The sequence below is a fragment of the Pseudomonas sp. xss_4 genome, from assembly GCF_043104125.1.
In the GTDB taxonomy this organism is placed as follows: Bacteria; Pseudomonadota; Gammaproteobacteria; order Pseudomonadales; family Pseudomonadaceae; genus Aquipseudomonas; species Aquipseudomonas parafulva_B.
The window spans coordinates 52,457-78,070 of the sequence record NZ_JBICKJ010000064.1 but is presented as its reverse complement, the minus strand read 5'-3'; the positions used below and the strand labels follow the sequence as shown (position 1 = coordinate 78,070).

Annotated in this window: 23 protein-coding genes; 10 read left to right on the top strand and 13 right to left on the bottom strand. The window is 62.8% G+C overall.

The genetic code is table 11. The features are described 5' to 3' along the window. Positions 1-4 precede the first annotated feature (4 nt). Both ACF8GB_RS11870 and ACF8GB_RS11865 read right to left on the bottom strand, forming a co-directional pair. The gene (locus ACF8GB_RS11870) at positions 5-1,399 is read right to left on the bottom strand and encodes a VOC family protein (RefSeq protein WP_392527070.1); all 1,395 of its coding nucleotides are present in this window, start codon (positions 1,397-1,399) and stop codon (positions 5-7) included. A gap of 136 nt (positions 1,400-1,535) precedes the next feature. Further along, positions 1,536-2,426 carry a LysR family transcriptional regulator gene (locus tag ACF8GB_RS11865; protein ID WP_058602794.1) on the bottom strand — a complete coding sequence of 297 codons (891 nt, stop codon included), beginning with the start codon at positions 2,424-2,426 and terminating at the stop codon, positions 1,536-1,538. A 133-nt stretch (positions 2,427-2,559) separates the two neighbouring features. Here ACF8GB_RS11865 and ACF8GB_RS11860 point away from each other — a divergent pair, with 133 nt between their 5' ends. Continuing rightward, positions 2,560-4,050: an aldehyde dehydrogenase family protein gene (locus tag ACF8GB_RS11860; RefSeq protein WP_392527068.1), complete on the top strand. Its 1,491-nt coding sequence runs from the start codon at positions 2,560-2,562 to the stop codon at positions 4,048-4,050. 159 nt (positions 4,051-4,209) lie between these two features. Continuing rightward, positions 4,210-5,496: an FAD-binding oxidoreductase gene (locus tag ACF8GB_RS11855; protein ID WP_058602796.1), complete on the top strand. Its 1,287-nt coding sequence runs from the start codon at positions 4,210-4,212 to the stop codon at positions 5,494-5,496. A gap of 29 nt (positions 5,497-5,525) precedes the next feature. Here ACF8GB_RS11855 and ACF8GB_RS11850 read toward each other — a convergent pair whose 3' ends face one another. Continuing rightward, a complete protein-coding gene (locus ACF8GB_RS11850) occupies positions 5,526-6,953 on the bottom strand; it encodes a mechanosensitive ion channel domain-containing protein (RefSeq protein WP_392527067.1) in 1,428 nt (475 codons plus the stop codon). A gap of 223 nt (positions 6,954-7,176) precedes the next feature. Between ACF8GB_RS11850 and ycaC the strand changes: the two genes are divergently transcribed. The 4 genes from ycaC (at position 7,177) to ACF8GB_RS11830 (ending at position 11,261) form a co-directional block, all read left to right on the top strand. Beyond that, positions 7,177-7,806: an isochorismate family cysteine hydrolase YcaC gene (ycaC, locus tag ACF8GB_RS11845; RefSeq protein WP_392527066.1), complete on the top strand. Its 630-nt coding sequence runs from the start codon at positions 7,177-7,179 to the stop codon at positions 7,804-7,806. A gap of 113 nt (positions 7,807-7,919) precedes the next feature. Next, positions 7,920-8,486 (top strand): antibiotic biosynthesis monooxygenase, encoded by a 567-nt coding sequence (locus ACF8GB_RS11840; RefSeq protein ID WP_326383343.1) that lies wholly within the window; start codon positions 7,920-7,922, stop codon positions 8,484-8,486. A 37-nt stretch (positions 8,487-8,523) separates the two neighbouring features. Further along, a complete protein-coding gene (locus ACF8GB_RS11835) occupies positions 8,524-9,342 on the top strand; it encodes an alpha/beta fold hydrolase (protein ID WP_392527065.1) in 819 nt (272 codons plus the stop codon). Positions 9,343-9,419: 77 nt separating this feature from the next. Beyond that, positions 9,420-11,261 carry an amidohydrolase gene (locus ACF8GB_RS11830; RefSeq protein WP_058602800.1) on the top strand — a complete coding sequence of 614 codons (1,842 nt, stop codon included), beginning with the start codon at positions 9,420-9,422 and terminating at the stop codon, positions 11,259-11,261. Between the two features lie 201 nt (positions 11,262-11,462). Here the strand turns inward: ACF8GB_RS11830 and ACF8GB_RS11825 are convergent, their stop codons facing one another. From ACF8GB_RS11825 to ACF8GB_RS11810, 4 genes are all read right to left on the bottom strand, one after another. After that, positions 11,463-12,374: a LysR substrate-binding domain-containing protein gene (locus tag ACF8GB_RS11825; RefSeq protein WP_058602801.1), complete on the bottom strand. Its 912-nt coding sequence runs from the start codon at positions 12,372-12,374 to the stop codon at positions 11,463-11,465. 130 nt (positions 12,375-12,504) lie between these two features. After that, positions 12,505-13,302: an SDR family NAD(P)-dependent oxidoreductase gene (locus tag ACF8GB_RS11820; RefSeq protein ID WP_144963932.1), complete on the bottom strand. Its 798-nt coding sequence runs from the start codon at positions 13,300-13,302 to the stop codon at positions 12,505-12,507. Beyond that, on the bottom strand, positions 13,302-14,078 hold the full coding sequence (locus ACF8GB_RS11815; RefSeq protein ID WP_392527064.1) for an alpha/beta fold hydrolase: 777 nt from the start codon (positions 14,076-14,078) through the stop codon (positions 13,302-13,304). Before ACF8GB_RS11815 ends, ACF8GB_RS11820 begins: the two co-directional genes overlap by 1 nt. A 117-nt stretch (positions 14,079-14,195) precedes the next feature. After that, positions 14,196-15,686, bottom strand: coding sequence for a YifB family Mg chelatase-like AAA ATPase (locus ACF8GB_RS11810; RefSeq protein ID WP_058602804.1), 1,491 nt, complete (start codon positions 15,684-15,686; stop codon positions 14,196-14,198). A 232-nt stretch (positions 15,687-15,918) separates the two neighbouring features. On the opposite strand from ACF8GB_RS11810, the gene ACF8GB_RS11805 reads away from it, so the two are divergent. After that, complete coding sequence (locus ACF8GB_RS11805; RefSeq protein WP_392527074.1) at positions 15,919-17,928, top strand: DUF4034 domain-containing protein; 2,010 nt, start codon at positions 15,919-15,921, stop codon at positions 17,926-17,928. Positions 17,929-17,963: 35 nt separating this feature from the next. Here the strand turns inward: ACF8GB_RS11805 and ACF8GB_RS11800 are convergent, their stop codons facing one another. Further along, a complete protein-coding gene (locus tag ACF8GB_RS11800; RefSeq protein WP_058602805.1) occupies positions 17,964-18,221 on the bottom strand; it encodes an accessory factor UbiK family protein in 258 nt (85 codons plus the stop codon). Between the two features lie 363 nt (positions 18,222-18,584). Here ACF8GB_RS11800 and glnK point away from each other — a divergent pair, with 363 nt between their 5' ends. From glnK to sutA, 3 genes are all read left to right on the top strand, one after another. After that, on the top strand, positions 18,585-18,923 hold the full coding sequence (gene glnK / locus ACF8GB_RS11795; RefSeq protein WP_002555808.1) for a P-II family nitrogen regulator: 339 nt from the start codon (positions 18,585-18,587) through the stop codon (positions 18,921-18,923). Positions 18,924-18,970: 47 nt separating this feature from the next. Then, positions 18,971-20,302 (top strand): ammonium transporter, encoded by a 1,332-nt coding sequence (locus tag ACF8GB_RS11790; protein ID WP_058602806.1) that lies wholly within the window; start codon positions 18,971-18,973, stop codon positions 20,300-20,302. Positions 20,303-20,809: 507 nt separating this feature from the next. Continuing rightward, a complete protein-coding gene (gene sutA / locus ACF8GB_RS11785; RefSeq protein ID WP_023532471.1) occupies positions 20,810-21,139 on the top strand; it encodes a transcriptional regulator SutA in 330 nt (109 codons plus the stop codon). A gap of 77 nt (positions 21,140-21,216) precedes the next feature. Here the strand turns inward: sutA and ACF8GB_RS11780 are convergent, their stop codons facing one another. The 5 genes from ACF8GB_RS11780 to lysA are packed head-to-tail and all read right to left on the bottom strand — an operon-like array spanning position 21,217 to position 25,614. Next, on the bottom strand, positions 21,217-21,912 hold the full coding sequence (locus tag ACF8GB_RS11780; protein ID WP_058638861.1) for an HAD family hydrolase: 696 nt from the start codon (positions 21,910-21,912) through the stop codon (positions 21,217-21,219). Further along, a complete protein-coding gene (xerC, locus tag ACF8GB_RS11775; protein ID WP_058602808.1) occupies positions 21,912-22,808 on the bottom strand; it encodes a tyrosine recombinase XerC in 897 nt (298 codons plus the stop codon). The genes ACF8GB_RS11780 and xerC overlap by 1 nt, the downstream gene beginning before the upstream one ends. Then, positions 22,808-23,518 (bottom strand): DUF484 family protein, encoded by a 711-nt coding sequence (locus tag ACF8GB_RS11770; RefSeq protein ID WP_145254087.1) that lies wholly within the window; start codon positions 23,516-23,518, stop codon positions 22,808-22,810. Before ACF8GB_RS11770 ends, xerC begins: the two co-directional genes overlap by 1 nt. Positions 23,519-23,531: 13 nt before the next feature. Next, positions 23,532-24,362, bottom strand: coding sequence for a diaminopimelate epimerase (gene dapF, locus ACF8GB_RS11765; RefSeq protein WP_392527063.1), 831 nt, complete (start codon positions 24,360-24,362; stop codon positions 23,532-23,534). Positions 24,363-24,366: 4 nt separating this feature from the next. Then, the gene (gene lysA, locus ACF8GB_RS11760; protein WP_392527062.1) at positions 24,367-25,614 is read right to left on the bottom strand and encodes a diaminopimelate decarboxylase; all 1,248 of its coding nucleotides are present in this window, start codon (positions 25,612-25,614) and stop codon (positions 24,367-24,369) included.

Sequence of the window (25,614 nt, the reverse complement as noted above, 5' to 3'; positions counted from 1 at the left end):
CGCTTTACAGCGATACCAGGTTCAGTGCCTGCGCGCACGCCTGCAGCGAGCGGCGCTCGCTTTGCGCATAGAGCGCCAGTTCATCCTGCACCTGCAGCCCCAGCGCCGCTTCGAAGGCCGCGCGGTTGGCGTTGCTGCCGTACTCGGCCCGGGCATCGTCGCCCAGGTTGGACTGGAAGATCCCTGCGGCGCTTACCGGCAAGAAATCTTCGTACACCAGTGCCTCGAAATGCACGTGGTCTGCGTCGATTAGCCCCTGCAGGGTAGTTGGCCTGCCTTGTTCACCGCGCGCGGCCAAGCCTTTCTCGGTCGCGAAGTAGCGAAAATACGCCAGGCCTTGCTCACGCATCTGCACCAGGTCGTCCGGGAAGGCGGCGAAGGCGTCTGTGAGCATCGCCATGTACTGTGCGGCATTGGCTTCGGCGGGTGCACCACCCAATGCAAGGCGAGTCCTGTCGAGCAGCTTGTCATAGAGCTGGCGCCCCTTCGGCGTCAGCGCCGCGCCACGTTGCTCGATTTCCCCAAAGCGCGCGGTGTGGCTGCCTTCGCTACCGTGCTGACCGCAGAACACGACCTTTTCCTGCAAGGCCTTGAAGCTGGTCTGGCGCAGTAGAATGGGGTGGCGGCGGGGAGGGGGGCCTTCGACCACGGCCTTGGGCGTGATGCCCTTGGCCGGCATGCCGAGCTGGATGGCATCAATATCCAGGGTGCGCGGAGTGAGGTGATTGATGTGCGGGCCCTTGAACGCGACAACATCGGCAAGCAGGCGGTGCTGGTCGTGCAGCTGCTGGTACTGCTCGGCGGTGACGGTAGCGTCGCGGTGCCAGCGGAAGGTGTGCAGGGCTTCCTGTACGAAAGTCTGGGCATCTGCGGTATTCAAGCCGCCATCGCGTTCGCGCTGCTCGATCAGATGGAGTACGCGAGGGGTGAAGATCTGGCGTTTGGCCAGGATATCCTTGGCCATTTCCCGCAACTGCAGGTTGTCGATCAGCTCCAAGCGCAACAGCGAGGTGAAGACACGGAACGGGCTGACGTGCAGCGACTGCTCATGCACGGCACGGAACGCGGTGGAGTGCACCGGGACCCCAGCACTGCTGAGGTCGTAGTAGCCCACTGGCTGCATGCCCATGACCGCAAAAAGTCGCGCGATGGTCGCCAGCTCCTGGGCCGTACCCACGCGGATAGCACCATGGCGCTCATGGCCCAGCCGCTCGAGTTCCCCTGTCCAGCGCAGCGCCTGCGCCACTTCTGGTTGCTCGGCCATCACCTGCTGGTTGATTTCGCTCACCAGCGCCAGCAGCGTGCCGTACAACGGCACTTCCTGTTTGTACATGAGCGACATGGCGGCAGAAAACTGCGCACGGATGCTGTCGGGGCTGACGAAATCATGGGCGGGCATCGCTGGATTCCTGGTTAATGGCTGACCCTTACATGAAAGCGGGGAATGCACTCGGGCCACAAGCGAAAAAAAGTAAGCGAGTCATTCCTTTTTTGATCGACATAGGCGGACGTAGGGTGCTCCCCCTGCCGAGGTCTCATGCCTGTAATTGCTCACCGATCCAATCCACCAGCGCCCGCACCTTGGGCACTTCCGCGGCATGTTCGGCATACGCCAGGTAGTGCGCGCCGGCACTGCGCATTGCATGATTCCAGGGCACGACCAGGCTGCCCTCGGCCAGCTCCTTCGCCACCAGGTAACGCGGCACCAGCGCCACCCCGCAACCGGCCTGGGCAGCGCTCAGGGCCATGTAGAACGTGTCGAAGCGCGGGCCGTGGTACGCGCTGACGCTTTGCAGGCCCTGCTCCAGGAACCATTCGTGCCAGGCTTCTGGCCGTGAAGTGCTTTGCAGCAACACCAGGTCGGTCAATGCCTCGGCACTCGGCAGGTCACGGCCTGCCAGCAGCTCTGGCGAGCACACCGGCACGACTTCTTCACCAAACAGCTCGATGCAGCTGGCCCCCGGCCAGGTGCCCTGGCCGTAAAAGAACACGACGTCAGCCGAGCCCTGCAACAGTGAAAAGGGCTCCATTTCGTTGCGGATGTCCAAGTGAATGTTGCTGTGCCGCCGGCCGAAGCCCTTGAGGTGGGGGATCAGCCAGCGCACGCCGAAGCTTGGCTGCGTCGCGACCTTCAGGATCTCGGTCTGCTCCCCGTACGTCAGCACGTAGCGGCTGGACATATCGACCTGCGTGAGGATCTTGTTCACCTCGGCCAGATAGAGGCTGCCGGCTGGCGTGAGCTGTAAACGTCGGCGAATGCGCAGGAAAAGGTGGTGACGCAACAGGTCTTCGAGCTGCGCCACCTGCTTGCTGACCGCACTTTGGGTCAAATGCAGCTCTTCGGCGGCTCGGGTGAAGCTCAAGTGGCGGGCTGCAGCTTCAAAGCACTGCAGGGCGGTCATGGACGGCACCAGACGTTTTGACATAGCGTTCTCACGGGCTCGAATCATTACCTGACGGAATGATATGCGGAATAAAGGTCGTTTGTTGCGCTTAACTGATCGGATTAATACTGATCCACATCATATCCAACCTGTCTACCCATGTAGGAGAACACCAATGGTTGCTGGATTGCTCGAGCGCCTGGGCGTTGCTGCCCAGGCTTACACCCAAGGCGATTACGCTGTACACACGCCAATCGACGGCAGCCAGATCGCTTCGGTGACGCTGCTCGGTCAAGCCGAGACCATCGCGCGTATCGAGCAGGCCCAGCAGGCATTCGAGGCGTGGCGCAGCGTGCCTGCCCCACGTCGGGGTGAGCTGGTGCGCCTGTTCGGCGAAGTGTTGCGCGAGCACAAGGCAGACCTGGGTGAACTGGTTTCGATCGAAGCAGGCAAGATCACCCAGGAAGGCCTGGGCGAAGTGCAGGAAATGATCGACATCTGCGACTTTGCAGTGGGGCTGTCACGTCAGTTGTACGGCCTGACCATCGCTTCCGAGCGCCCTGGCCACCACATGCGCGAAAGCTGGCACCCGCTGGGTGTGGTCGGTGTGATCAGCGCGTTCAACTTCCCGGTGGCGGTCTGGTCCTGGAACACCGCCCTGGCTCTGGTGGCCGGCAATTCGGTGGTGTGGAAGCCCTCCGAGAAAACGCCATTGACCGCCCTGGCGTGCCAGGCGTTGTTCGACAAGGCGTTGAAAGCCTTCGGTGATGCGCCGGCAGGTCTTGCGCAGCTGGTCATCGGCGGCCGTGAAGCAGGCGAAGCCCTGGTCGATGACCCCCGCGTGGCCCTGGTGAGTGCCACCGGCAGCACGCGCATGGGCCGTGAAGTCGGGCCGCGTGTAGCGGCACGCTTTGGCCGCAGCATCCTGGAACTTGGCGGCAACAATGCAATGATCCTGGCACCTAGCGCCGACCTGGACCTGGCCGTGCGGGGCATTCTCTTCTCGGCAGTCGGCACTGCCGGGCAGCGCTGTACCACGCTGCGCCGCCTCATCGTGCACCGTTCGATCAAGGATGAAGTACTGGCTCGGGTCAAAGCCGCCTACGGCAAGGTGCGCATTGGCGACCCGCGCAAGGACAACCTGGTTGGGCCCCTGATCGACAAGGCCTCGTTCGATGCCATGCAAGGCGCCCTGGCCAAGGCTCGCGACGAAGGCGGCCAAGTGTTCGGGGGTGAGCGCCAGTTGGCCGACCATTATCCCAATGCCTATTACGTATCGCCTGCCATTGCCGAAATGCCTGGGCAAAGCGAGGTGGTGCGCCATGAAACGTTCGCGCCGATTCTCTATGTGCTGGCCTACGATGACTTTGACGAAGCCTTGCGCCTGAACAACGAGGTCCCCCAGGGCTTGTCGTCCTGCATCTTCACCACCGACCTGCGCGAGGCTGAGCGTTTCCAGAGCGCGGCTGGCAGTGATTGCGGTATCGCCAACGTCAACATTGGTACCAGCGGTGCTGAAATCGGCGGGGCGTTCGGGGGTGAGAAGGAGACCGGTGGTGGCCGTGAGTCCGGTTCCGATGCCTGGAAAGGCTACATGCGCCGTCAGACCAATACCGTGAACTACTCCCGTGAGTTGCCACTGGCGCAGGGCATCGTGTTCGACTGACTAGCGTGATTGTGTAGAACCAGGGGCACGGCCCTTGGTGGGCGACCAAGCCCGCCTCCATCAGGATCGGTGCGTATGCCTCGATGCCTGGGGACGCGGGCTTGGCTGCGAAAGGCCGCACGGCGGTCTCGAACAAGAATAAATTGCGGGAGCCGGGCCATGTCCGAATTGCGTCAAGAATGCTTGTGGGAATGCGTCACCGTGCCAAGCGTGACCGTCCAGGCCCTGGCGGGGGAACACCACGCCGATGTCTGCGTGATCGGCGGCGGCATTACCGGGTTGTCAGCGGCCATTCACCTGCTCGAGCAGGGTAAGTCGGTGATCGTGCTGGAGGCCTGGAAGGTGGGCCACGGCGGCTCTGGCCGCAACGTCGGGCTGGTCAATGCCGGTACCTGGATTCGCCCGGACGACGTTGAAGCCACCCTGGGCCAGAAGCAAGGCAGCCGGTTGAACACGGTGCTGGGTCAGGCCCCGGCCGATGTGTTCGCCATGATCGAACGCCTGGGCATCGACTGTCAGGCACGGCACCAGGGCACCCTGCACATGGCACATAACGCCACCGGCATCGCCGACCTGCAGGCCCGCCACGAGCAGTGGCGACGGCGCGGTGCCGATGTCGAGCTGCTGACCGGCGCACAGTGCCAGGAATATTGCGGTACCGACAAGATCGCCGCCGCCTTGCTCGACCGCCGTGCCGGCACCATCAACCCGATGGGCTACACCCAGGGCCTGGCAGCTGCCGTGGTGCGCCTGGGCGGCAAGCTGTTCCAACAGTCCGCAGTTCAGGGCCTGACGCGCGAGGGTGACGGCTGGCGTGTGCAGACCGCACGCGGTTCGGTTCGCGCCGAGAAGGTGGTGATCTCCACGGGCGCCTACACCGAAGGGGACTGGAGCAACCTGCAAAAGCAGTTCTTCAAGGGCTACTACTACCAGGTTGCCTCCAAGCCATTGCAGGGCGCGCAGGCCGACAAGATACTCCCTCACGGCCAAGGCTCCTGGGATACCCGCACCGTGCTCAGCAGTATTCGCCGCGATGACCAGGGCCGTTTGCTGCTCGGCAGCCTGGGCCGGGTCGACAACAAGCCCGCGTGGTTCGTGCGCAGTTGGGCCGACCGTATCCAGCGTCACTACTATCCTGCGCTTGGCAAGGTCGAATGGGACATGCACTGGACCGGCTGCATCGACTTTACGCCCGACCACCTGATGCGTCTGTTCGAACCCGCCCCTGGGTTGGTGGCGGTCACCGGCTACAACGGGCGTGGTAATACCACCGGCACCGTCATTGGCCGGGCGTTCGCCGAGTTTCTGTCAAAAGGGGAAGCAGCCAGCCTGCCGATACCGTTCTCGACCATGAAAGGCGTGAGCGCGACCTCACTGCGCACGGCGTTCTATGAGTCCGGATTCTCGCTGTATCACGCCGGCCAGTGCCTGCGCGTGGTGCTGTGAGGCAACGCCCCACACCGGCAGGTGACGCGTCATTTGTGCAGCCAGCTCAGGAAACCGCCTTTCCTGATGGAAACAGGCTTGTGCAAGAGTAGCGATTCGCGACCCTGACGCCGGACGCGTTGCAGTTTGCTCAAGGCGGTCTGCACATCGCCATGTTGCTGCAGATACGCTTTGACCCGTTGCTTGTCGATGCGATACAGCAGGCAACTGGTCAAGGTTCTGAACTCCACCGGCGAGTCGTCTTCATCAACGAGCCCGTCGATGCCCAGTACTTCACCTGGGCCCATGCGTCCGGCCTCCAGGCGCTTGCCATCCTCCAGCACCGCCGCCGATACGACACCTCGCCCTATGATCAGCACGTGCTCGGACTGCTTGCCCACCTCCAGAATCGTCGTATCAGCCAGGTACTCGACGGCGGTCATGTGCTGGCTCAGTGTGTCACGCTCTTCATCACTCAGGGCGCGGAACACCCGTACCTCGTCCAGCACCTCCCGTTGACGACTGCGCGGCGGCATCGTCAGGTCCTGGTTCCAGAGCACCCCGTTCGCTTCCAGGTGCCGGTGGGCCAGGTCGAACAACTGGTTGCGCGTAGCGTTCTTGCCACTCATGTCGGCGATGAAACCGCTGGCTTCGTATTCCACCGAATCGAGCGTCGAGGTTTTCACGGCTACCTTGGGGGCGGGTGTGGAAAGGATCGCACGGGTACCGCGCAGCGCCTTTTCCAGCGCATCGAACACCTTGCCAGGGCGCACGCTGGCAGGCACGACCACGCTGATCGACACCCCATGCACATCAGCCGGACGGCTATGGTTGAGTAAGCGGGCCTTGGCAGCCACGGAGTTCGGGATGACCGCCAGGCTGCCGCTGCTGGTGAGCAGGCGGGTAGCGCGCCAGTCGATGTCCAGCACCTTGCCCTCCGTGCCATCGATGGAAATGGCGTCACCAATCTGATAGGGCCGCGTGGTGTTGAGCACGATGCCGCTGAACACGTCCGCCAGGGTGCTCTGCAAGGCCAGGCCGATGACGATGGCCATCACCCCCGATGTGGCCAGCAGCCCCTTGACGGGCAATTGCAGTACATAGCCGGCCGCCGCCACCACGGCAGCGATGAAGATCAATGCGCCGAGCACATCCTGCAGCAAGCGTCCACCGTGGCTGCCGCGCGCCACCAACAACAGGCCGAAAACCACCGTGACGGTGCGCGCGCCAAACAGCCACCAGGCGATGGCAAGCACGGTGGCCAGCAAGTTGCGGGCAACGTCGTCGACCCAAGGCGCGGGCTGCAGCGGGCTCATACCCGCAGCCACCAGCACCAGGCTGAAAAGCAGGAACAGGGTCAGCCGCGTGGCTATTCGCCAGGCATGGCGCTGGGCCGGAATCAGGTGCCAGACGATCAGGTCAAGCAGCAACAGGGTGGTACCGAGCAGCAGTGGGGACGACTGGATGAACGCCAGCATGGTGGTCTCGGGGCAGGGATGGGCTGCGGGTAGTAATAGAGCAGGTTCATGCAGGAGGCAATGGGCACGGCGCTGCAGTTAATGGCGCTGAACCATCGTTCACAAAATAGAACGCTAAAGCCAAAAATCACTATCTACCGCCTAAAACTGGATGGTTTTAATCTTCTCCCATCAACGCGAAACACCCCACCTACTGCAAATCACGACTACTGGAGCAACCGCCATGACTCAATTCAAATACAACCGCCTGAACAAAGACGACGCTGCCGTTCTGCTGGTCGATCACCAGGCTGGGCTGCTGTCGCTGGTGCGCGATATCGAGCCCGACACCTTCAAGAACAATGTGCTGGCCCTGGCGGACCTGGCCAAGTTCTTCAACCTGCCGACCATCCTGACCACCAGCTTCGAGCAAGGCCCCAACGGCCCACTGATGCCAGAGCTCAAGGCCCTGTTCCCGGACGCGCCTTACATCGCACGTCCTGGCCAGATCAACGCCTGGGACAACGAAGACTTCGTCAAGGCGGTGAAGGCCACTGGCAAGAAGCAACTGATCATCGCAGGTGTGGTCACCGAAGTGTGCGTGGCCTTCCCGGCCCTGGCCGCCCTGGAAGAGGCGTTCGAGGTGTTCGTGGTGACCGACGCGTCCGGCACTTTCAATGCCATGACCCGCGATGCCGCCCACGACCGCATGAGCCGTGCTGGCGCCCAGCTGATGACCTGGTTCGGCGTAGCCTGCGAACTGCACCGCGACTGGCGCAACGACGTCGAGGGCTTGGCCGCGCTGTGCTCCAACCATATCCCTGACTACCGCAACCTGATGACCAGCTACAACGCCTTCAACGCCAGCAAGTAACCCCACCGCCGCGGGCACCCCGGCCGGTGCCCGCAGGGCCGCACACCTCGATAACGTTCAGCCCGTCCCCTGTTGCCCAGCGGATGCGGGCAGGCTCAGCCCAAGGAATGCAGATGAACACCGCCGCCCAAGACAACCGCAATGTGGTTACCCTGGTGATCCAGCACAAGGTCCGCGCCGCGTCACTGAACGACTACGAAGTGTGGCTCAAGCACGCGGTAGGCACCGCCCGCCGCCAGGCGGGGCACCTGGACGTCAATGTCATTCGACCCGACCAGGGCGGTCTACACTTCACCACCGTGGTCCGGTTCGCCAATACCGACTTGTTGCAGGCGTGGGTCAATTCGGCAGAACGCCAGGCGATGATCCGGGACGTGCTGCCGCTGCTCGACGGTGGCGACAGCCCTCAGGTCCATGAGGACCCGGAATTCTGGTTCACCCCACCCGGCACCGGCGCCGTACCACCGCCGCGTTGGAAACAGGCAGTGCTGACGTACCTGGTGATCTGCCCGATGACGTTCCTGGTCCCGCACCTGCTGGTTCCGCTCTTCGAACGTTTTCCACAGCTCGCTGGGCCGGTCAGAGGCACCCTGATCGGTAACCTGTTCGTCATCCTGCCTGTGGTGTTCTACATCATGCCCTGGGTCACCCGCCGTTGCGCCCAATGGCTGCGCGGCTGAACAAGCCCTTTTCCACATACCGCTAGGAGATACCGATATGAGCACGTTCCAAACGCGTGATGGCACCTCGATCTATTTCAAGGACTGGGGTACTGGCAAGCCGGTGCTGTTCAGCCATGGCTGGCCGCTGGATGCCGACATGTGGGACACGCAGATGGAGTACCTGGCCAGCCGCGGCTACCGGGCCATCGCCTTCGACCGCCGTGGCTTTGGTCGGTCGAGCCAGCCGTGGACCGGCTACGACTATGACACCTTCGCCGATGACATCGCGCAACTGATCGAGCACCTGGACCTGCATGAGGTCACCCTGGTGGGCTTTTCGATGGGAGGCGGTGATGTCAGCCGCTATATCGGTCGCCACGGTACCGGGCGGGTGGCCGGTCTGGTGCTGCTGGGAGCTGTGACGCCTGTGTTCGGCAAGCGCCCAGATAATCCGGACGGGGTGGATCTGTCGGTGTTCGAAGGGATCGAGGCCGGGTTGCGGGCCGACCGCGCTCAGTTCATCGCCGACTTCGCTGCCCCGTTTTACGGGCTTAACCAGGGCCAGCAGGTGTCCCCGGGCGTACAAACGCAGACCTTGAACATCGCGCTGCTGGCCTCGCTCAAGGCGACGTTGGACTGCGTGACGGCATTCTCGCAAACCGATTTCCGTCAGGACCTGACCCAGGTCGACGTGCCGACCTTGGTGATTCACGGCGATGCCGACCAGGTCGTGCCCTTCGAGACCACCGGCAAGCGCGCGGCGCAGCTGATCGCCGGCGCCGAGCTGAAAGTGTATGCCGGTGCGCCGCATGGGTTTGCAGTAACCCATGCGCAACAACTGAACGAAGACCTGCTGGCGTTTCTCCAGCGTTGAGCCAGACGGGGAGGCGGCGTCGCAACGACGCCGCTGCGCCTGACGTATGAATTTGCTACCCATTCCAAGGAGGCCCCATGGGCGCTGATCTGATTCTGTTCAACGGCAAGCTGCACACCGTCGACCGCGAGAACCCCAACGCCACCGCCGTAGCCATTAAGGACGGTCGTTTCATCGCTGTGGGCAGCGATGCCGAGGCCATGGCCCACAAAGCAACGGCCACCCAGCTTGTTGACCTGCGCCAGCGCACCGTCATTCCCGGGCTCAACGACTCGCACCTGCACCTGATCCGCGGGGGCCTCAACTACAACTTGGAGCTGCGTTGGGAAGGGGTTCCGTCGGTGGCCGATGCCCTGCGCATGCTCAAGGACCAAGCCGCACGTACGCCGACCCCGCAATGGGTCAGGGTGGTGGGTGGCTGGAACGAGTTCCAGTTCGCCGAAAAACGCATGCCCACCCTTGAGGAAATCAACCAGGCTGCGCCTGATACCCCGGTGTTCCTGCTGCACCTGTACGACCGGGCATTACTCAATCGTGCAGCGCTCAAGGCTGTGGGCTATGACAAGACCACGCCCAATCCACCTGGGGGGGAAATCCAGCGTGACAAATTCGGCAACCCGACGGGCATGCTGATCGCGCGGCCAAATGCCATGATTCTCTACGCCACGCTGGCAAAAGGCCCCAAGCTGCCTCTCGAATACCAGGTCAACTCGACACGCCAGTTCATGCGCGAACTGAATCGATTGGGGCTGACCAGTGCCATCGATGCCGGTGGCGGCTACCAGAATTTCCCGGACGATTATTCGGTGATCCAGGAGCTGGCCGACAACGGTCAGCTGACGGTGCGCATCGCCTACAACTTGTTCACCCAGAAGCCCAAGGAAGAGCTGGACGATTTCCGCAAATGGACGGCCAGCGTCAAGTTGCACAGCGGCACCGATTTCCTGCGTCACAACGGTGCAGGCGAAATGCTGGTGTTCTCGGCTGCCGACTTCGAAGACTTCCTGGAACCGCGCCCGGACCTGCCGCAGACCATGGAGCAGGAACTGGAGCCGGTGGTGCGACACCTGGTCGAGCAACGCTGGCCGTTCCGCCTGCATGCGACCTATGACGAGTCGATCACGCGCATGCTCGATGTGTTCGAGAAGGTCAACCGCGACGTACCGTTCAATGGCTTGCCGTGGTTCTTCGACCATGCCGAAACCATCACGCCCCGCAACATCGAGCGGGTACGCGCCTTGGGTGGCGGCATTGCCATTCAGGACCGCATGGCCTTCCAGGGCGAGTATTTCGTCGACCGCTATGGCGCCCAAGCGGCGCAGCAGACGCCGCCGATCAAGCGCATGCTGGAGATGGGTGTGCCAGTAGGGGCGGGTACCGATGCGACCCGCGTGTCCAGCTACAACCCGTGGACTTCGCTGTACTGGCTGGTCAGCGGCAAGACCGTTGGCGGCATGGCGCTGTATCCCGAAGGACTGAGCCGGGACACGGCCTTGCAGCTGTTCACCCAGGGCAGTGCCTGGTTCTCCAGTGAGCAGGGCAAGAAGGGGCAGATCAAGGTCGGTCAGCTCGCCGACCTGGCGGCGCTGTCGCTGGATTTCTTCTCGGTGGAGGAAGAGGCGATCAAGGGTATCGAGTCGGTGCTCACCGTGGTGGACGGCAAGGTCGTGTACGGCGCCGCCGAGTTCGACACGTTAGGGCCACCCCAGGTGCCGGTGTTGCCTGAGTGGTCACCGGTCGCCAAGGTGCCTGGCCACTGGCGCGTGGGCACCCCCTCGCTGGTCGGCATGGCACACCAATGCTCGGGCCCGTGCGGTGTCCACGCCCACAGCCATGAAAAGGCCCGGCATTCCAGCGTGCCGGTCAATGACTTCCAGGGGTTCTGGGGCGCGCTGGGTTGCTCGTGCTTTGCGTTCTAGGCCCGATTCTGAGGGCTGTGCAGCAGCCCCAGCATTTCAGATACAACGCGCAAGGTTTTGAACGGCTTAGCGTCCCATGGCGACATTCCGATAGACAGGTTGGGGGCCAAAGCACCCGGTTACCCGCAGCCGTTCACTGTCTTGTAACTGAAGCGGCGGGACAATGTCGGGCGCCCGCCATGAACCTTACCGGTTCGAACCTCAAGCCATGTCGCAAAGCGCAAATTCGTCCGCCAGGTGATCGATCAATGCACGCACCGAGGGCAGCAAGCCGCGTCGTGAGGGAAAGATCGCATGCACGATGCCACTGCGCGGGTACCAGCCTGGCAGCAATTCCACCAGGCGGCCCGCTGCCAGGTCGTCACGCACAGCCACGCGTGGCAAGTGCGCAATGCCGATACCCGCAACCACGAAATGGCGCAGGGCAAACAGGTCGTCGGTGACCATGCGCGGCGTGTGCGGTATGACGATGCTCTGGTTGTTGTCACCGCCCTGGGACAGCTCCCAGTGATACTCCCGCTGGGCGCTGCCCCAATGCAGGCTGGGCAGCGCGCCCAGCAACTGAGGATCGAAATCGTCTGGCAATTGCGCCAGGTAGCGAGGATGGCCCACCAGACACTGGGTGCTGTCGCTCAGCACCTTCATCACCATGTCCGTGTTTTCCAGCGGCGGAAAACGAACACGCAGGGCGATGTCGAAGCCTTCATGCAAGAGATCGACGCGCCGGTTGGTGCTTTCGATGAACAGCTCCACCTGCGGGTACTTGAGCATGTAGCGCGTCAACATCGGCCCGACCCAGGCGTTGAGCAGGGTGGTCGGGCAACTGATACGCACCAGCCCTCGGGGCTCGCTGCGGTTGCGCTCGATGATCTCGGCGGCACCCTCGGCTTCGACGCGCATGGCAAGGCAACGGTTGTAATAGGCCTGGCCGATCTCGGTCAGTGCGAAGTGGCGGCTGGTGCGCTGCAGCAAGCGCACGCCCAGACGCTCTTCGAGGTCGGCAATGCGTCGGCTGAGTTTCGACTTGGGCATGTTCAGCGCCCGACCCGCCGGGGCGAAGCCACCGTGCTCGACCACTTGGGTGAAGTAGTAGAGTGAGTTGAGGTCTTCCAAGAATGCGTCTCCACAGAACCCGCCAAGGGCGGCCTGCGCAGTTTAACGTTCCTGGCGGCTGGATGGTGGATCTGGCGCTTGGGGCGCGGAGCGCGCTCGGGCCCGCCCCGGCCCGAGCGCCCGTGCTGGTTCAGTTCTGGACGCTTTGCACCGAGCCGCCATCGACCCGCAGGTTGCTGCCATTGATGAACGAAGCCCGCTCCGAAACCAGCAGCGCGATCGCGGCCGCGACCTCTTCAGGCTTGCCTCGACGCTTCTGCACGATGCCGGGCCGTTCCTCTTCGAGGAAGCTTTCGATAGCCTCCTCGAAGCTCACGCCTTTCTCTTCGGCGCGCTGTTTCATCATGCCATCGGTCATGTTGGTTTCGATGAAGGCCGGCGACACCGTGTTGCACAGCACCCCATGCGCCGCCTCTTTGTAGGACAGGTTCTTGATGAACGCAGCCAGTGCGGCCTTGGCGACGTTGTACACAGCCTCTTCCCAGTAAGGCTGCACGGCATTCTCGGAGGTGATGCACACCAACCGTCCCCAACCTCGCTTGCGCATCGCCGGAAGGGTGGCCCGCGCCACCCGCACGGCGGTGAAGAAGTCGGTATCCCAGGCTTCCTGGTAGTCCTCGTCCTTCATTTCCAGCGGGTCACCCTTGGCGCCCGTTACCCCCGTGGTATGCACCACGATGTCCACCTGGCCAAAACGCTCTTCGGCTTGCCGGACCAAGTTGTTCACCTCGTCCTGGCGGGTCATGTCCGCCGCTATGAGCAAGGGCGCGCCACCCAACGCCTTGACGGCATCTTCGAGCTTACCTTGGTCGATATCCGTCAACACCAGCTTCACACCTTCCTCGGCCAGTAGGCGAGCGGTGGCCAGGCCAATACCGCCAGCTGCGCCGCTGATCAGGGCCACACGGTTTTTCAAACCTAAATCCATCAACGATCTCCCAGGGAAAGTTCAGCAGCGATAGGTCTTGCGAAATCAAGCATCGGCTCGGCCAATGCCTGAGGGGTCTGGTAAGGCATCAGGTGCCCCGCACCAGGCAGGGTAAGCACAGTGCTGTAAGGGAAGTGCGACAAGGTCGTCCGTTGCTGCTCTTGGGCGTCGGGCACCTGCTGGTCATCGGCGCCGCAGATCAGCAGGGCCGGATAGGGCAGCAGGCCGATGCGATCGCTCCAGTCCTCGCGGCTGCCATGGTCGACCCAGGCCCGCCAGGCGTCGAGGTTGACGGCCTGGGCGTCGGCGATGGCGACTTCGCGCAGGGCATCGGGCAGCCTGTGGTAGCTCGAGTCGTCGACGAAGGCTTCGGCCTGCTCCCGGCTGGCGGTGTAGGCCCGTTGCTGGTCGCGGTCTTCATCGCTCATCGGCTGGGGGCCAGAGGGTGATGGGGCGACCAGGATCAGGCCCTGAAGGTAGTCCGGGCGGCGAGCGGCCAGCACGACCGCGACTTTTCCGGTCATCGAGTGGCCAACAAGGATGCAGTGCTTGAGCCCAAGCTCCCGGATGCTCGCATCGACCTGGTCGGCCATTTCGTCGACCGTATAGCCGGTGACGTCATTGGCGTCGCCGTATCCGGGTGTGTTCAGGGCGATGCAGGCATGCGTACGGTCCAGGTAAGGGAGGGTGGCGGACCATGTTCGGTGCGAGCCGCCCAGAAAATGCATCAACACGAAGGTAACGGGACCGCGGCCTTGCTGGCTGTATGGGAGCATCGAGCACCTGAAGTCGTTCGCTTTATAGATGGAAAGCGAAGCGGCTGGGGAAGTTCATTCAGGCGCTGCGAGCGCTGGGCAGCATTGTTTCTGCGGGGTGGGCATCCAGGTATCCTTTCAACCACCCCCAGGACGGTACTGCAGGGCCTCGGCCAGATGCGCCCGGCCAATCGCCGTGCATCCCTCAAGGTCTGCCAGTGTCCTGGCGACCTTGAGCAATCGGTGTGCTGCTCGCAGCGACAGCGTCAGCCGTTCACAGGCGCCTTCCAGCCAAGCCTGATCAGGTGCTGCCAAGCTACAGTGCTGGCGCAGCCCGTCCAGGTCGAGGAATGCATTGGCGCACCCTTGTCGACGCTGTTGCACGTCCCGGGCGTGCGCGACCTGGAGGGCGACGTCGGCACTGCTTTGCCCGCAGGGCCGATTGTTGAGTGTGGTGCTCTCGCGCGCCACGGTCAGGTGCAAGTCGATACGGTCCAGCAGCGGGCCTGACAGTTTATTGCGATAACGGGAGATTTGTTCGGTGCTGCAACGGCATCGCCCTGTGGGGTCGCCCAGGTAGCCGCAGGGGCAGGGGTTCATGGCGGCGACTAACTGAAAGCGGGCAGGGAAGCGCACTTTATCCCGCGCTCTGGCGATCACGATCTCGCCAGATTCCAAGGGTTCACGCAGCACTTCAAGTACCCGGCGCTCGAATTCGGGCAACTCGTCCAGAAACAGCACCCCGTGGTGGGCCAAGGTGATTTCCCCGGGCTGCGGCCGGCTTCCGCCACCCACCAGCGCAGGCCCGGAGGCGGAATGGTGAGGATGGCGAAACGGTCGCTGTGGCCAGCTGCTCAGCGGGGTGTGGCCGCTGACCGACTGGATGGCGGCGACTTCCAGGGCTTCATGCTCATCCAGCGGTGGCAGCAGGCCCGGCAGGCGGCTGGCCAACAAGGTTTTGCCAGTGCCCGGCGGCCCGGTGAAGAGCAGGTTGTGCGCCCCGGCAGCGGCCAGTAGCAGCGCGCGTTTGGCGGCCAGTTGCCCCTGCACCTCGCTCAGGTCGGGATAGGGGCGAGGGTCCAGGAGCAAGCCATTGGCGGCATAGGCAGGTAGCGGTACCTGCCCGTTCAGATGGGCCACCAGCTCCAATAGATGGCCGACGGCATACACCACCAAACCGCTGGCAAGGCTGGCTTCCTCGGCATTTTCACGGGGTACTACCAGCGCTCGGCCAGCTTCGCGTGCGGCGAGTGCTGCCGGCAAGACGCCCTGCACCGGCCGCAACGTGCCTGACAGCGCCAGCTCGCCCAGGCATTCGAGCTCGGTCAGGGCGGCAACGGGTACCTGGGCGTCGGCCGCCAGGATGCCCAGGGCGATGGCCAGGTCATAGCGGCCACCGTCCTTGGGCAGGTCGGCGGGTGCGAGGTTTTGCGTGATGCGCCGCGCTGGGTAATTCAGGCCACTGTTGACGATGGCACTGCGCACGCGGTCCTTGCTTTCCTTGACCGTGGTTTCGGGCAAGCCGACCAATGTGAGATGAGGCAAGCCATTGGCCAAGTGGGTTTCGACGCTGACGGCCGGGGCCTGCACGCCTACCTGGGCGCGGCTGTGGACAAGGGCTAAAGACATGGGCGCTCCATTCGCTGCCAAGACCGCTTCCTGCGGATGGACCAAGCATAGCGAGCCAGGACGGCGGTGGGGGTACCAGTGTGCTTCTGATCATTTCCACCTAAGTAGCGCCTGGAAATGGATCCAATAGCTTTGCGCAGCGGCCTTCTTTGGCTTAGTGTTGTTCAAGCAAACCACCGATGCCATGGGATGGCACCGCTTCGACCTTGAAATGGACTTGAGGTATTGCGCTGTGCAAACGCTCACCCACACCCGTGAGGTTATTCGCGAACTGGTTCAGACCAATGCGTTCGTCGAGCTCAACCGCTATTTCGATTCCCTGGAGGCCCGCTGGCACCAAGCCCCTCCGGGTGAGTTTCCAGCTTACCTCTCAGCTGTCGAGCGCCATCTGCTGTTCGACCCGGACCAGGGGGACAGGGCGCTGAGCCAGGTCCTTCGGGCCTGGATCGATGCCTGCCCCAGGGCCTATCACCCGCAGGTCGTCATGGGCTTCTATTGCCTCAACCGTGCCTGCCAGGTGGACCAGGGCGGCGCCCGCACACCGGCACGCTGGCTGGCGATAGAGCAAATGTGCGAAACCGCCACTGCCCATTTACTCAAAGCCCTGGCCCGTTCCGAGCGACCGGTTGCGGCCGCCATAGGCTTGCAGTTGCTCAGTGCCAGGTTCCGCGAGCCGGGCTGGCTGATGGAGCTGTTCAATGAGCAGCCTGCCCGCTTCAGGCCCAGTGCACGTGCGGATGTAGAGGTGCAGGAGGCTGCGGCGCCGTATTTGGTCAGGCATGGGGTGATGCCCTTGGCCGAGCTGCCTCGGATGTTGCCCGATGGGCTCGCGCCGCGCACCGAGCGCCAGGAACCGCAGGCCTATTGGCTGAGCCAGGCATTGGCCGCACGGCCGGGCTGCTTCGAGGCCATCAAGGCCCATGCGTTGTATCTGTTGCAGGACCAGCGTGGGCAAGTCGAGTCCGTCGAGCGGTTGGTCAACATGCCGTCCTGCCGTGGCTGGAGCGAGCCGTTGCGCAATGCGCTGCGATGGATGGCCGTCGAGGCACGCTTGAAGCTCCCCAGTACCGAGCGCCCAAGCGCCGTGGCCAAGTACCAGCAGTTGTTCGACGACTGGGCTGTGCGCCCATTGCGGCCCAGGGAGACTGCCGTAATGCTGGCATGGCGCGGTGCATTGCAGGCGAGCGTTTTACGCGATCACGACAAGGCACTGGCCGATTTTACCCAGAGCCTTGCATGCCCTGCCGACCTGGGCGGCATCCAGGCGCTGGGGCCGCCGCTTCGGCATTTGGTCATCACGGCTTTGACGAGCACGCCCGCGCGCGAACAGGCATTGCTCAATACCGCGATCCTTCGCCTGAGCGATGGCCGCTCTCACGCCGCTGCCTGTGCGCTGCGGGCCGTGGGTCATCACTTTGGCTTGTGGGGCCTGGCGCGCAGCGGCGATCAAGCCAAGCGCTGGCTGGCGATTGCGATCAAGCGCCAGCGGGCGGGCCAGGCGCCGGGCCTGAAAACCCTGGAACTGTCCCGCTTGCTCTGGTCCTACGGTCGGCATGAGGTCGCCTACTTTTTGCTTCAGGGCGGCGCCGAGCAAGCCCTGTCAGGTGCGGCGTTGAGCCTGTTCGAACTGCACCAGGGCGAGTGGAACGATACCCCTGGACGATACCTGGACCGTGAAGTGGCTGAGCAATGGTTGCTGCGCGCCGTTCAGACGGGCAGTCGCCAAGCCAAATACCGGTTGGCCTGCCTGCAGATGCAAGGGGGGACGAACTTTGGTGATCGAGACAAGGTGCTTGAGGTCAGGTGCCTGTTGATAGACGCCCTGGGCAATGCTCAGACCAATGCCTGCGCACGGTTGCACCTGGGCATATTGCTGCGCCAGTTTGGCCAGCCGCGTGAGCGAGCCGAGGCGGTCGCCTACTTGCTCAGCCTGGTGGAACACCCGGACAGCGCTATTGCGGCGCGTGCCAGTGCCGAGCTGGGGCTTGCCTGGATGCAGGGGCAAGGTACACGCAGGCAAAGCCGCTACGCAGCCATCGAGTGGGTGACCCACGCGGCGAGTCTGCGACCTGGCGACACTGCCATCGAAGACATTCACGCCGAAGTCCTCAATTCGCATAACAGGGTACGCACCCTGTTCACGCAATACGGTGCTGCATTGTTCCGGGGCACCCTACGCCCCAGCGAACTGCCGCCCAAACCTGGCCTGGATCGACCGGCCCGCAGGCTTGAAGCGCGCTGAAACCTGATAAGAGGCTGATTCACTCAGCCTGGGCGTCAGCGTTTAGCTTCCAGGCGCGCTTCGAGTTCGGCGACTTGTTTTTCCAGCGCCTCCAGGCGAGTCCGGGTGCGTGCCAGCACCACCATCTGACTATCGAATTCCTCGCGGCTGACCACGTCGAGCTTGCTCAAAGCGCCCTGCATCAGGGCCTTGAACTGGCTTTCCAGCTCGGCCCGAGGCTGGGTGTTGTCGCTGCTGAACAGGCGCGAGGCCTGGTCGCTCAGGGCATCGAGAAGGGCTTTGGGCGCGAGCATGAAGGTGTCCACCGGTGTCGGGAAATGGCGGCCAGTGTACCACGCACCCCGATGCCTCCAATGACAAGGCGGCGTTGCACATTTTTCGCGCAACGGCAGTGTCGGCCTCGCACCGTATGAGTGCATAGGCTGGGTAGTGGCGATGGGCCAAAGCCGTGCAATGTGACCAAAGGTCTGATTTTGCTGGCTTTCACAAACCTGGCAAGGTTTCTGCAAAGTGCTAAGCGAGCCATGCACTGATGCAGTTCCTCGTGACCAGGCAGTGCGCATGCCGACGACGCGTTACAAAAGGCAACCGCTGCGCTTAGACTTGAGACGGGTTTGTTTTCCTGGGGCAAGTCCACCAAATCGGGAGAGAGTTTCATGAAGCTAGTCACAGCCATCATCAAGCCGTTCAAGCTGGACGACGTGCGCGAGTCACTGTCGGAAATCGGCGTGCAGGGCATCACCGTCACCGAAGTCAAAGGCTTCGGGCGTCAAAAGGGTCACACCGAACTGTATCGCGGTGCCGAATACGTGGTCGATTTCCTGCCCAAGGTGAAGATCGATGTTGCCATCGATGACAAAGACCTGGATCGGGTAATCGAGGCCATCACCAAGGCTGCCAACACCGGCAAGATCGGTGACGGCAAGATCTTCGTGGTGAATCTGGAGCAGGCGATCCGCATCCGTACCGGCGAGACCGATACCGACGCGATCTAAGCAGCAACACAAGCCTCACCAAACCCAACGCCCCAGGAGAAAACAATATGACTCTGCGTAAGATCGCAGGGCTAGGAGCCCTATTGTCCTTCGTCATGCCAGGGCTTGCCCTTGCAGAGGAGGCCGCGCCAGCACTCAACTCCGGCGACACCGCCTGGATGCTCACCGCCACGGCGCTCGTGCTGTTCATGACCATCCCAGGCCTGGCGCTGTTCTATGGCGGCATGGTGCGCTCGAAAAACGTGTTGTCGGTGATGATGCAGTGCTTCGCCATCACTGGCTTGATGAGCATTCTCTGGGTCGTCTACGGGTACAGCATGGCCTTCGATACCACCGGTATGGAGAAGGGCGTTCTCAACTTCAATTCCTTCGTCGGCGGCTTCTCCAAGGCATTTCTCAGCGGCGTGACGCCTGACAGCCTGACCTCGGCCACGGCGCTGTTCCCCGAAGCGGTGTTCATCACCTTCCAGATGACGTTCGCCATCATCACACCGGCCTTGATCGTGGGCGCCTTCGCCGAGCGCATGAAGTTTTCGGCCATGCTGGTGTTCATGGGCATCTGGTTCACCCTCGTCTATGCGCCGATCGCCCATATGGTGTGGAGCGGTGACGGTGCCCTGATGTGGGACTGGGGCGTGCTGGACTTCGCGGGTGGCACCGTCGTGCACATCAATGCCGGTATTGCAGGCCTGGTCTGCTGCCTGGTGCTGGGCAAGCGCAAAGGCTACCCGACCACACCCATGGCACCGCACAACCTGGGCTACACGCTGATGGGCGCGGCCATGCTGTGGATCGGCTGGTTCGGTTTCAACGCGGGTTCGGCGGCTGCGGCCAACGGCACTGCAGGCATGGCCATGCTGGTCACCCAGATCGCCACGGCTGCTGCGGCGTTGGGCTGGATGTTCGCCGAATGGATCGGTCACGGTAAGCCCAGTGCGCTGGGTATCGCATCGGGCGTGGTCGCGGGCCTGGTCGCCATTACGCCGGCAGCGGGCACGGTGGGGCCGATGGGCGCCCTGGTCATCGGCCTCGCATCGGGCGTGATCTGCTACTTCTGCGCCACCAGCCTCAAGCGCAAGCTCGGCTACGACGACTCCTTGGACGCATTTGGCGTACACGGCATCGGCGGTATTGTCGGCGCCATTCTGACCGGTGTGTTCGCAGCCCCGGCGCTGGGCGGCTTCGGCGCGGTCACCGATATCGGCATGCAGGTCTGGGTGCAGGCCAAGGGCGTGATTTTCACCGTGGCCTACACCGCCATCGTCACCTACATCATCCTCAAGGTCCTGGACCTGGTGATGGGGCTTCGGGTCAACGAAGAAGAAGAAGCCGTTGGTCTGGATCTGGCGCAGCACAACGAACGCGGCTACAACCTGTAACAACGAAGCTGCAGAAATATGCCCGGCTTGCCGGGCATTTTTTCGTCTTGTGGTTGGGGTTGGCCTGGGCAGGCGTCCGGGGCATGGGCTGGCATGTGGCTCACCTGCTGCCTTTTTTTGATCACTTGCCCAGTATTTTCAGGCGCGCAAACGGTTTATCCCGCCTGTTTGTGACACGGGTACAAAACTTACAAAAGTTGGGGCATTCATGGCGCTTTGCTTTTTCTGCGAGCGCGCTAGAATGCGCGCCGAAGGGTGTTGGATCATGCATTCATCACCCCTGCCAGCCTTTGCCAGGCTTGCTAAAAAAGCGCGTGGTCCAGCAGGGGTCACAGGTTTTGTGCGGCACTGCCACGTGCAGGCCCACCAGGGTACAGCCGTCCGTCAGATGTGTTGGCCCAAAGGCCGAGGTCGAACCCACGGCCAGTGGAATTTTCGCCAGGCGCTGCCGGTCTACGGCTGCACTGGTCTCTAACTAACCTGCTTTTGCACGTCATGAGGTAGAACATGAGCGACGACGATCTGGAAAATGATGACCTCGAGGTCGGTGATGAAGACGAGGCTGATGACGGCCTGGAAGCGGCTGCCGATGATGTTGCAGAAGACGCTGGCGACGACGACAGCAGTCCTGCACCCGCTGCCAAGGGCAAATCCAAGGCGGCTGTCTCGGTAGACGAGATGCCCAGCCTGGAAGCCAAGCAAAAGGAGCGCGATGCCCTGGCCAAGGCCATGGAAGAGTTCCTGTCGCGTGGTGGCAAGGTTCAGGAAGTCGAGGCCAATGTGGTCGCCGACCCACCCAAGAAGCCGGACAACAAATACGGCAGTCGCCCTATCTAAGCGATGCCCTCGAAAAACCCGCCGTCGCTGCGGGTTTTTTTATGCCTGGTTTGCGCGGCGAGGTGCTGTCGGCGAGGTCATTGCCAGCGAGCAAGCACCTCGTGCAGGTGCGACAGGCGCTGAATTTCGGCATCGGGCGCTTGTTCACCGACCCATGCCTTGGCCTGGGGGTTGAACCAGACAGCGCGCAGCCCGGCGCGCTGAGCACCGGCAATGTCATCGCGAGGATGATCGCCGACGTGCACCGCTTCGCTGGCAGGCACGCCGCTGCGCCGCAGGGCCTCTTCAAACGGGGCAGGGTCGGGCTTGCCGATACCCAGGTCCTCCGCGCACAAGGCGAAGCGGAAATAGTCGGCCAGCCCCAGCCGGCTGACATCGGCATTGCCATTGGTGATGACGCCCAGGGCGTAATGCTGGCTCAGCAATTCCAGCATCGGCTGGACTTCCGGGAAAATCTCGACCTTGTGCCTGGCCTGCAAGAACACCTCGAACCCCTGTTCGGCCAATTGTTGCGCCTGCGTCTGGCCGTAGCCGACATCTTCGAGGGCGCAGGTCAGCACGCGGCGGCGTAAGGCGCTTATGCGGTGCTTGAGCTCGGGTTCTGCCAGGACGATCCGTTCACGGATGGCGAACAGATGTTCGACAGGCACGTCGCCCAGCAACGGGGCATTGGCTTGAAGCCAGTCGCGCAGCACAACCTCGGCACTGGCAATGACCGGCGCTGTGTCCCACAGAGTATCGTCGAGGTCGAAGGTGATCAGCTTGATGTTCATCAGTCGGTGCCTTTGCTGCGTTTGGCCCTGGGATGGGCGCTGTCGTACACCGTTGCCAGGTGCTGGAAATCCAGGTGCGTATAGATTTGCGTCGTGCCGATGTCGGCGTGTCCGAGCATTTCCTGTACAGCGCGCAAGTCCTGGGACGATTCCAGCACGTGGCTGGCGAAGGAATGGCGAAGCATGTGCGGATGCAAATGCTGGCCCAGCTCGCGTTCTCCGGCCACCCTGACCCGCTGTTGCACGGCGCGTGGGCTGATGCGATTGCCTTGCCGAGTGATGAATACGGCGCGATCCCTGGGGTTGCCGGCGCCACGCACGCGGTACCACGCCTGCAGCGCCTCCCGCGCCTTGCGCCCTACCGGCAGCACGCGGGCTTTGCCGCCTTTGCCCAGCACCTGTACCAGGCCACCGGCCAGGTCGACATGGTCGAGATCAAGGTTGGTCAGCTCCGAAAGGCGCAGGCCTGAGGAGTAGAACAATTCGAGGATGGCTTGATCGCGCAGGGCAATGAAATCATCGTCCACGCCGCCATCGAGCAGTTGCAAGGCACGGTCGGTGTCGAGCACCTTGGGCAATCGACGCTCCCCCTTGGGGGCGCTCAGGCCATTGGCAGGATCGTGCTGGCAGATCTTTTCGCGGTTGAGGTAACGGTACAGCCCTCGCACCGCCGATAGCAGCCTGGACAGACTGCGCGAAGACTGGCCCTGGTGATGCTGGCGCGCGATCAACTGGCGCAGGTGCTGAATCTGCAAGGCTTGCCAGCCCCCGATAGCCTGCTCGCTGCAGTAGGCCATGACCTTCTCCAGGTCCCGACGGTAGCCCACAAGCGTGTGCTCGGAAACCTGGCGCTCATTGCGCAGGTGTGCGCAGTAAGCCTCCAGCTGGCGCTCCATCAGCGCACCGGGCGCAGGCTTTGGCTGACGCGGGGGACCACACGGCCCAGCACCTCGGCGATATAGCTCAGGAACAGCGTGCCGACACTGCTCTTGTAATGCTGCGGGTCGCGGCTACCAATGGCCAGCACACCATGCAGCCCCTGGTGCTCCAGGGTCGCCACTGCGCTGGAGCCTACGTCGCGGCGTTGCTCCTCACCGAACAAAAACGCCAGCTCATGATCACGCAGGCTGCCGCTGACGGTCTTGCCGCTACCGAGCAGCGGGCCGATCGCTTGCTGGGCTTCGGCGTTGCTGACCCAGCGCCCCACGGGCGCCACGTTGTCGCCAAACAGGATCAGGCTGACGAAAGGCACCTGGAACTCCTGACGCAGGCTGTCTTCGACGACCATCACCACGTCTTCCAACGTGGTGGCGTCGAGCAAGTCCAGGATCAGGCGTCTGGTCTTGTCGAACAACCGATCGTTGTCACGGGCCACGTCCATCAACTGCGAAAGGCGGTGGCGCATCTCGATGTTGCGGTCGCGCAGCAACTTGAGCTGGCGCTCGACCAGGGAAACACTGTCACCGCGCTGGTGTGGAATGTGCTGCTCGACCAGCAGCTCATCATGCTCGGTGAAGAAGGTCGGATGAGCACGCAGGTAAGCGACCACCGCTTGGGCATCGAGCTCAGCGGCCTGCTGGGGTATATCCTTGGGGTGATCGGTCATGACGGTTACTCGCTTAAAATCGAACCTGTCCTTCGTAGACGCGTACGGCTGGGCCGGTCATCACCACCGGCTTGCCTGGCCCGGCCCACTCGATATGCAAGCGCCCGCCCGGCAGGTCAAGGGAGACGGGCGAGTCCATCCAGCCCTGGCTGATGGCAGCCACGGCAGCTGCACAGGCCCCGGTACCACACGCCTGGGTTTCCCCAGCACCGCGCTCCCACACGCGCAAGTTGGCGCGGTGGCGGTCAATGACCTGCAGGAAGCCGGCATTGACGCGCTGGGGGAAGCGCGGGTGGTTTTCGATCTTCGGCCCCAGCTGATGCACAGGGGCACTGACCACGTCGTCCACGCGCAGTACGGCGTGAGGGTTGCCCATGGACACCGCTGCAATCGAATGCACCTGACCGTCCACCTCCAGCGGGTAGCTCACCGACTGCGCGTCGGCGACGAACGGGATGTCGGCAGGGACGAAGCGTGGCGGGCCCATGTCGACACTGACCTGGCCGTCGTTCTGCACGTCCAGCACGATGATGCCGCCCTTGGTTTCCACACGTATGCGCCTCTTAGCGGTCAGGCGCTTGTCGAGCACGAACCGCGCAAAGCAGCGTGCACCATTGCCACACTGTTCAACTTCGGAGCCGTCGGCATTGAAGATACGGTAGCGGAAATCGACTTCCGGGTTGTTTGGCGCCTCGACGATCAGCAACTGGTCAAAGCCGATGCCCGTGTGGCGATCGCCCCACTGCTTGGCGTGCTTGGGCTGGATGTGGGCATGCTGGCTTACCAGGTCCAGGACCATGAAGTCGTTGCCCAGCCCATGCATCTTGGTAAAACGCAGCAGCATGGGCTTACTCCGGCAGCAGGCTTTCGCCAGCGTACAATTCGGCGATGGTTTCGCGGCGGCGTACTTCGAAAGCCTGGTCGCCGTCGACCAGTATTTCCGCGCAACGGCCACGGGTGTTGTAGTTGGAGCTCATCACGAAACCATAGGCGCCCGCTGACTGAACGGCCAGCAGGTCACCTTCGGCAAGGTTCAGAACTCGGTCCTTGCCCAGGAAATCGCCGGTTTCGCAGATCGGACCGACCAGGTCATACGGACGACCTTCGCCCTCACGCGGCTTGACTGCACAGATGCCCATCCAGGCCTGGTACAGGGCTGGGCGGATCAAGTCGTTCATGGCCGCATCGATGATGGCGAAGTCCTTGTGTTCGGTGTGCTTGAGGTACTCCACACGGGTCAGCAGCACGCCAGCGTTGGCCACGATATAGCGCCCCGGCTCGAACACCAGTGCCAGGTCTCGATCGCCCAGGCGCGTGCGAATGGCCTGGATGTAATCGGCTACCAGCGGTGGTTCTTCGTCGCGGTAGCGCACGCCGACCCCGCCGCCCAGGTCCAGGTGGCGCAGGTGGATACCGCACTCTGCCAGGCGGTCGACCAGTACCAGCAAGCGGTCCAGCGCATCGAGGAAGGGCTCCACGGTGGTCAGCTGCGAACCGATATGGCAATCGACCCCGACTACGTCCAGGTTGGGCAACTGAGCGGCCCGCACGTAGATGGCCTCTGCATCGGCGATGGCGATGCCGAACTTGTTTTCCTTGAGCCCGGTGGAAATGTACGGGTGGGTACCTGCATCCACGTCCGGGTTGACCCGCAGCGAGACGGGCGCGACCTTGCCCATTTCGGCGGCCACCTGCTGCAAGCGCTCCAGCTCGTCGGTGGACTCGACGTTGAAGCAATGCACGCCCACTTCAAGCGCACGACGCATGTCTTCGCGGGTTTTGCCCACGCCGGAAAACACCACGCGGTCGGCGCGCCCGCCAGCAGCCAACACGCGCTCGAGTTCGCCACCTGAAACGATGTCGAAGCCTGCACCCATGCGCGCCAGTACATTGAGCACGCCCAGGTTGGAGTTGGCTTTCACCGCGAAGCAGACCAGGTGTTCACACCCTTGCAAGGCATCGGTGTAGCTGCGGTACTGGGCCTCGATATGGGCACGCGAATACACGTAGGTGGGGGTACCGTACCGCTCGGCGATCGCCGACAGGGACATCCCTTCCGCGAACAGTTCACCGTCGCGGTAATTGAAGACGTTCAT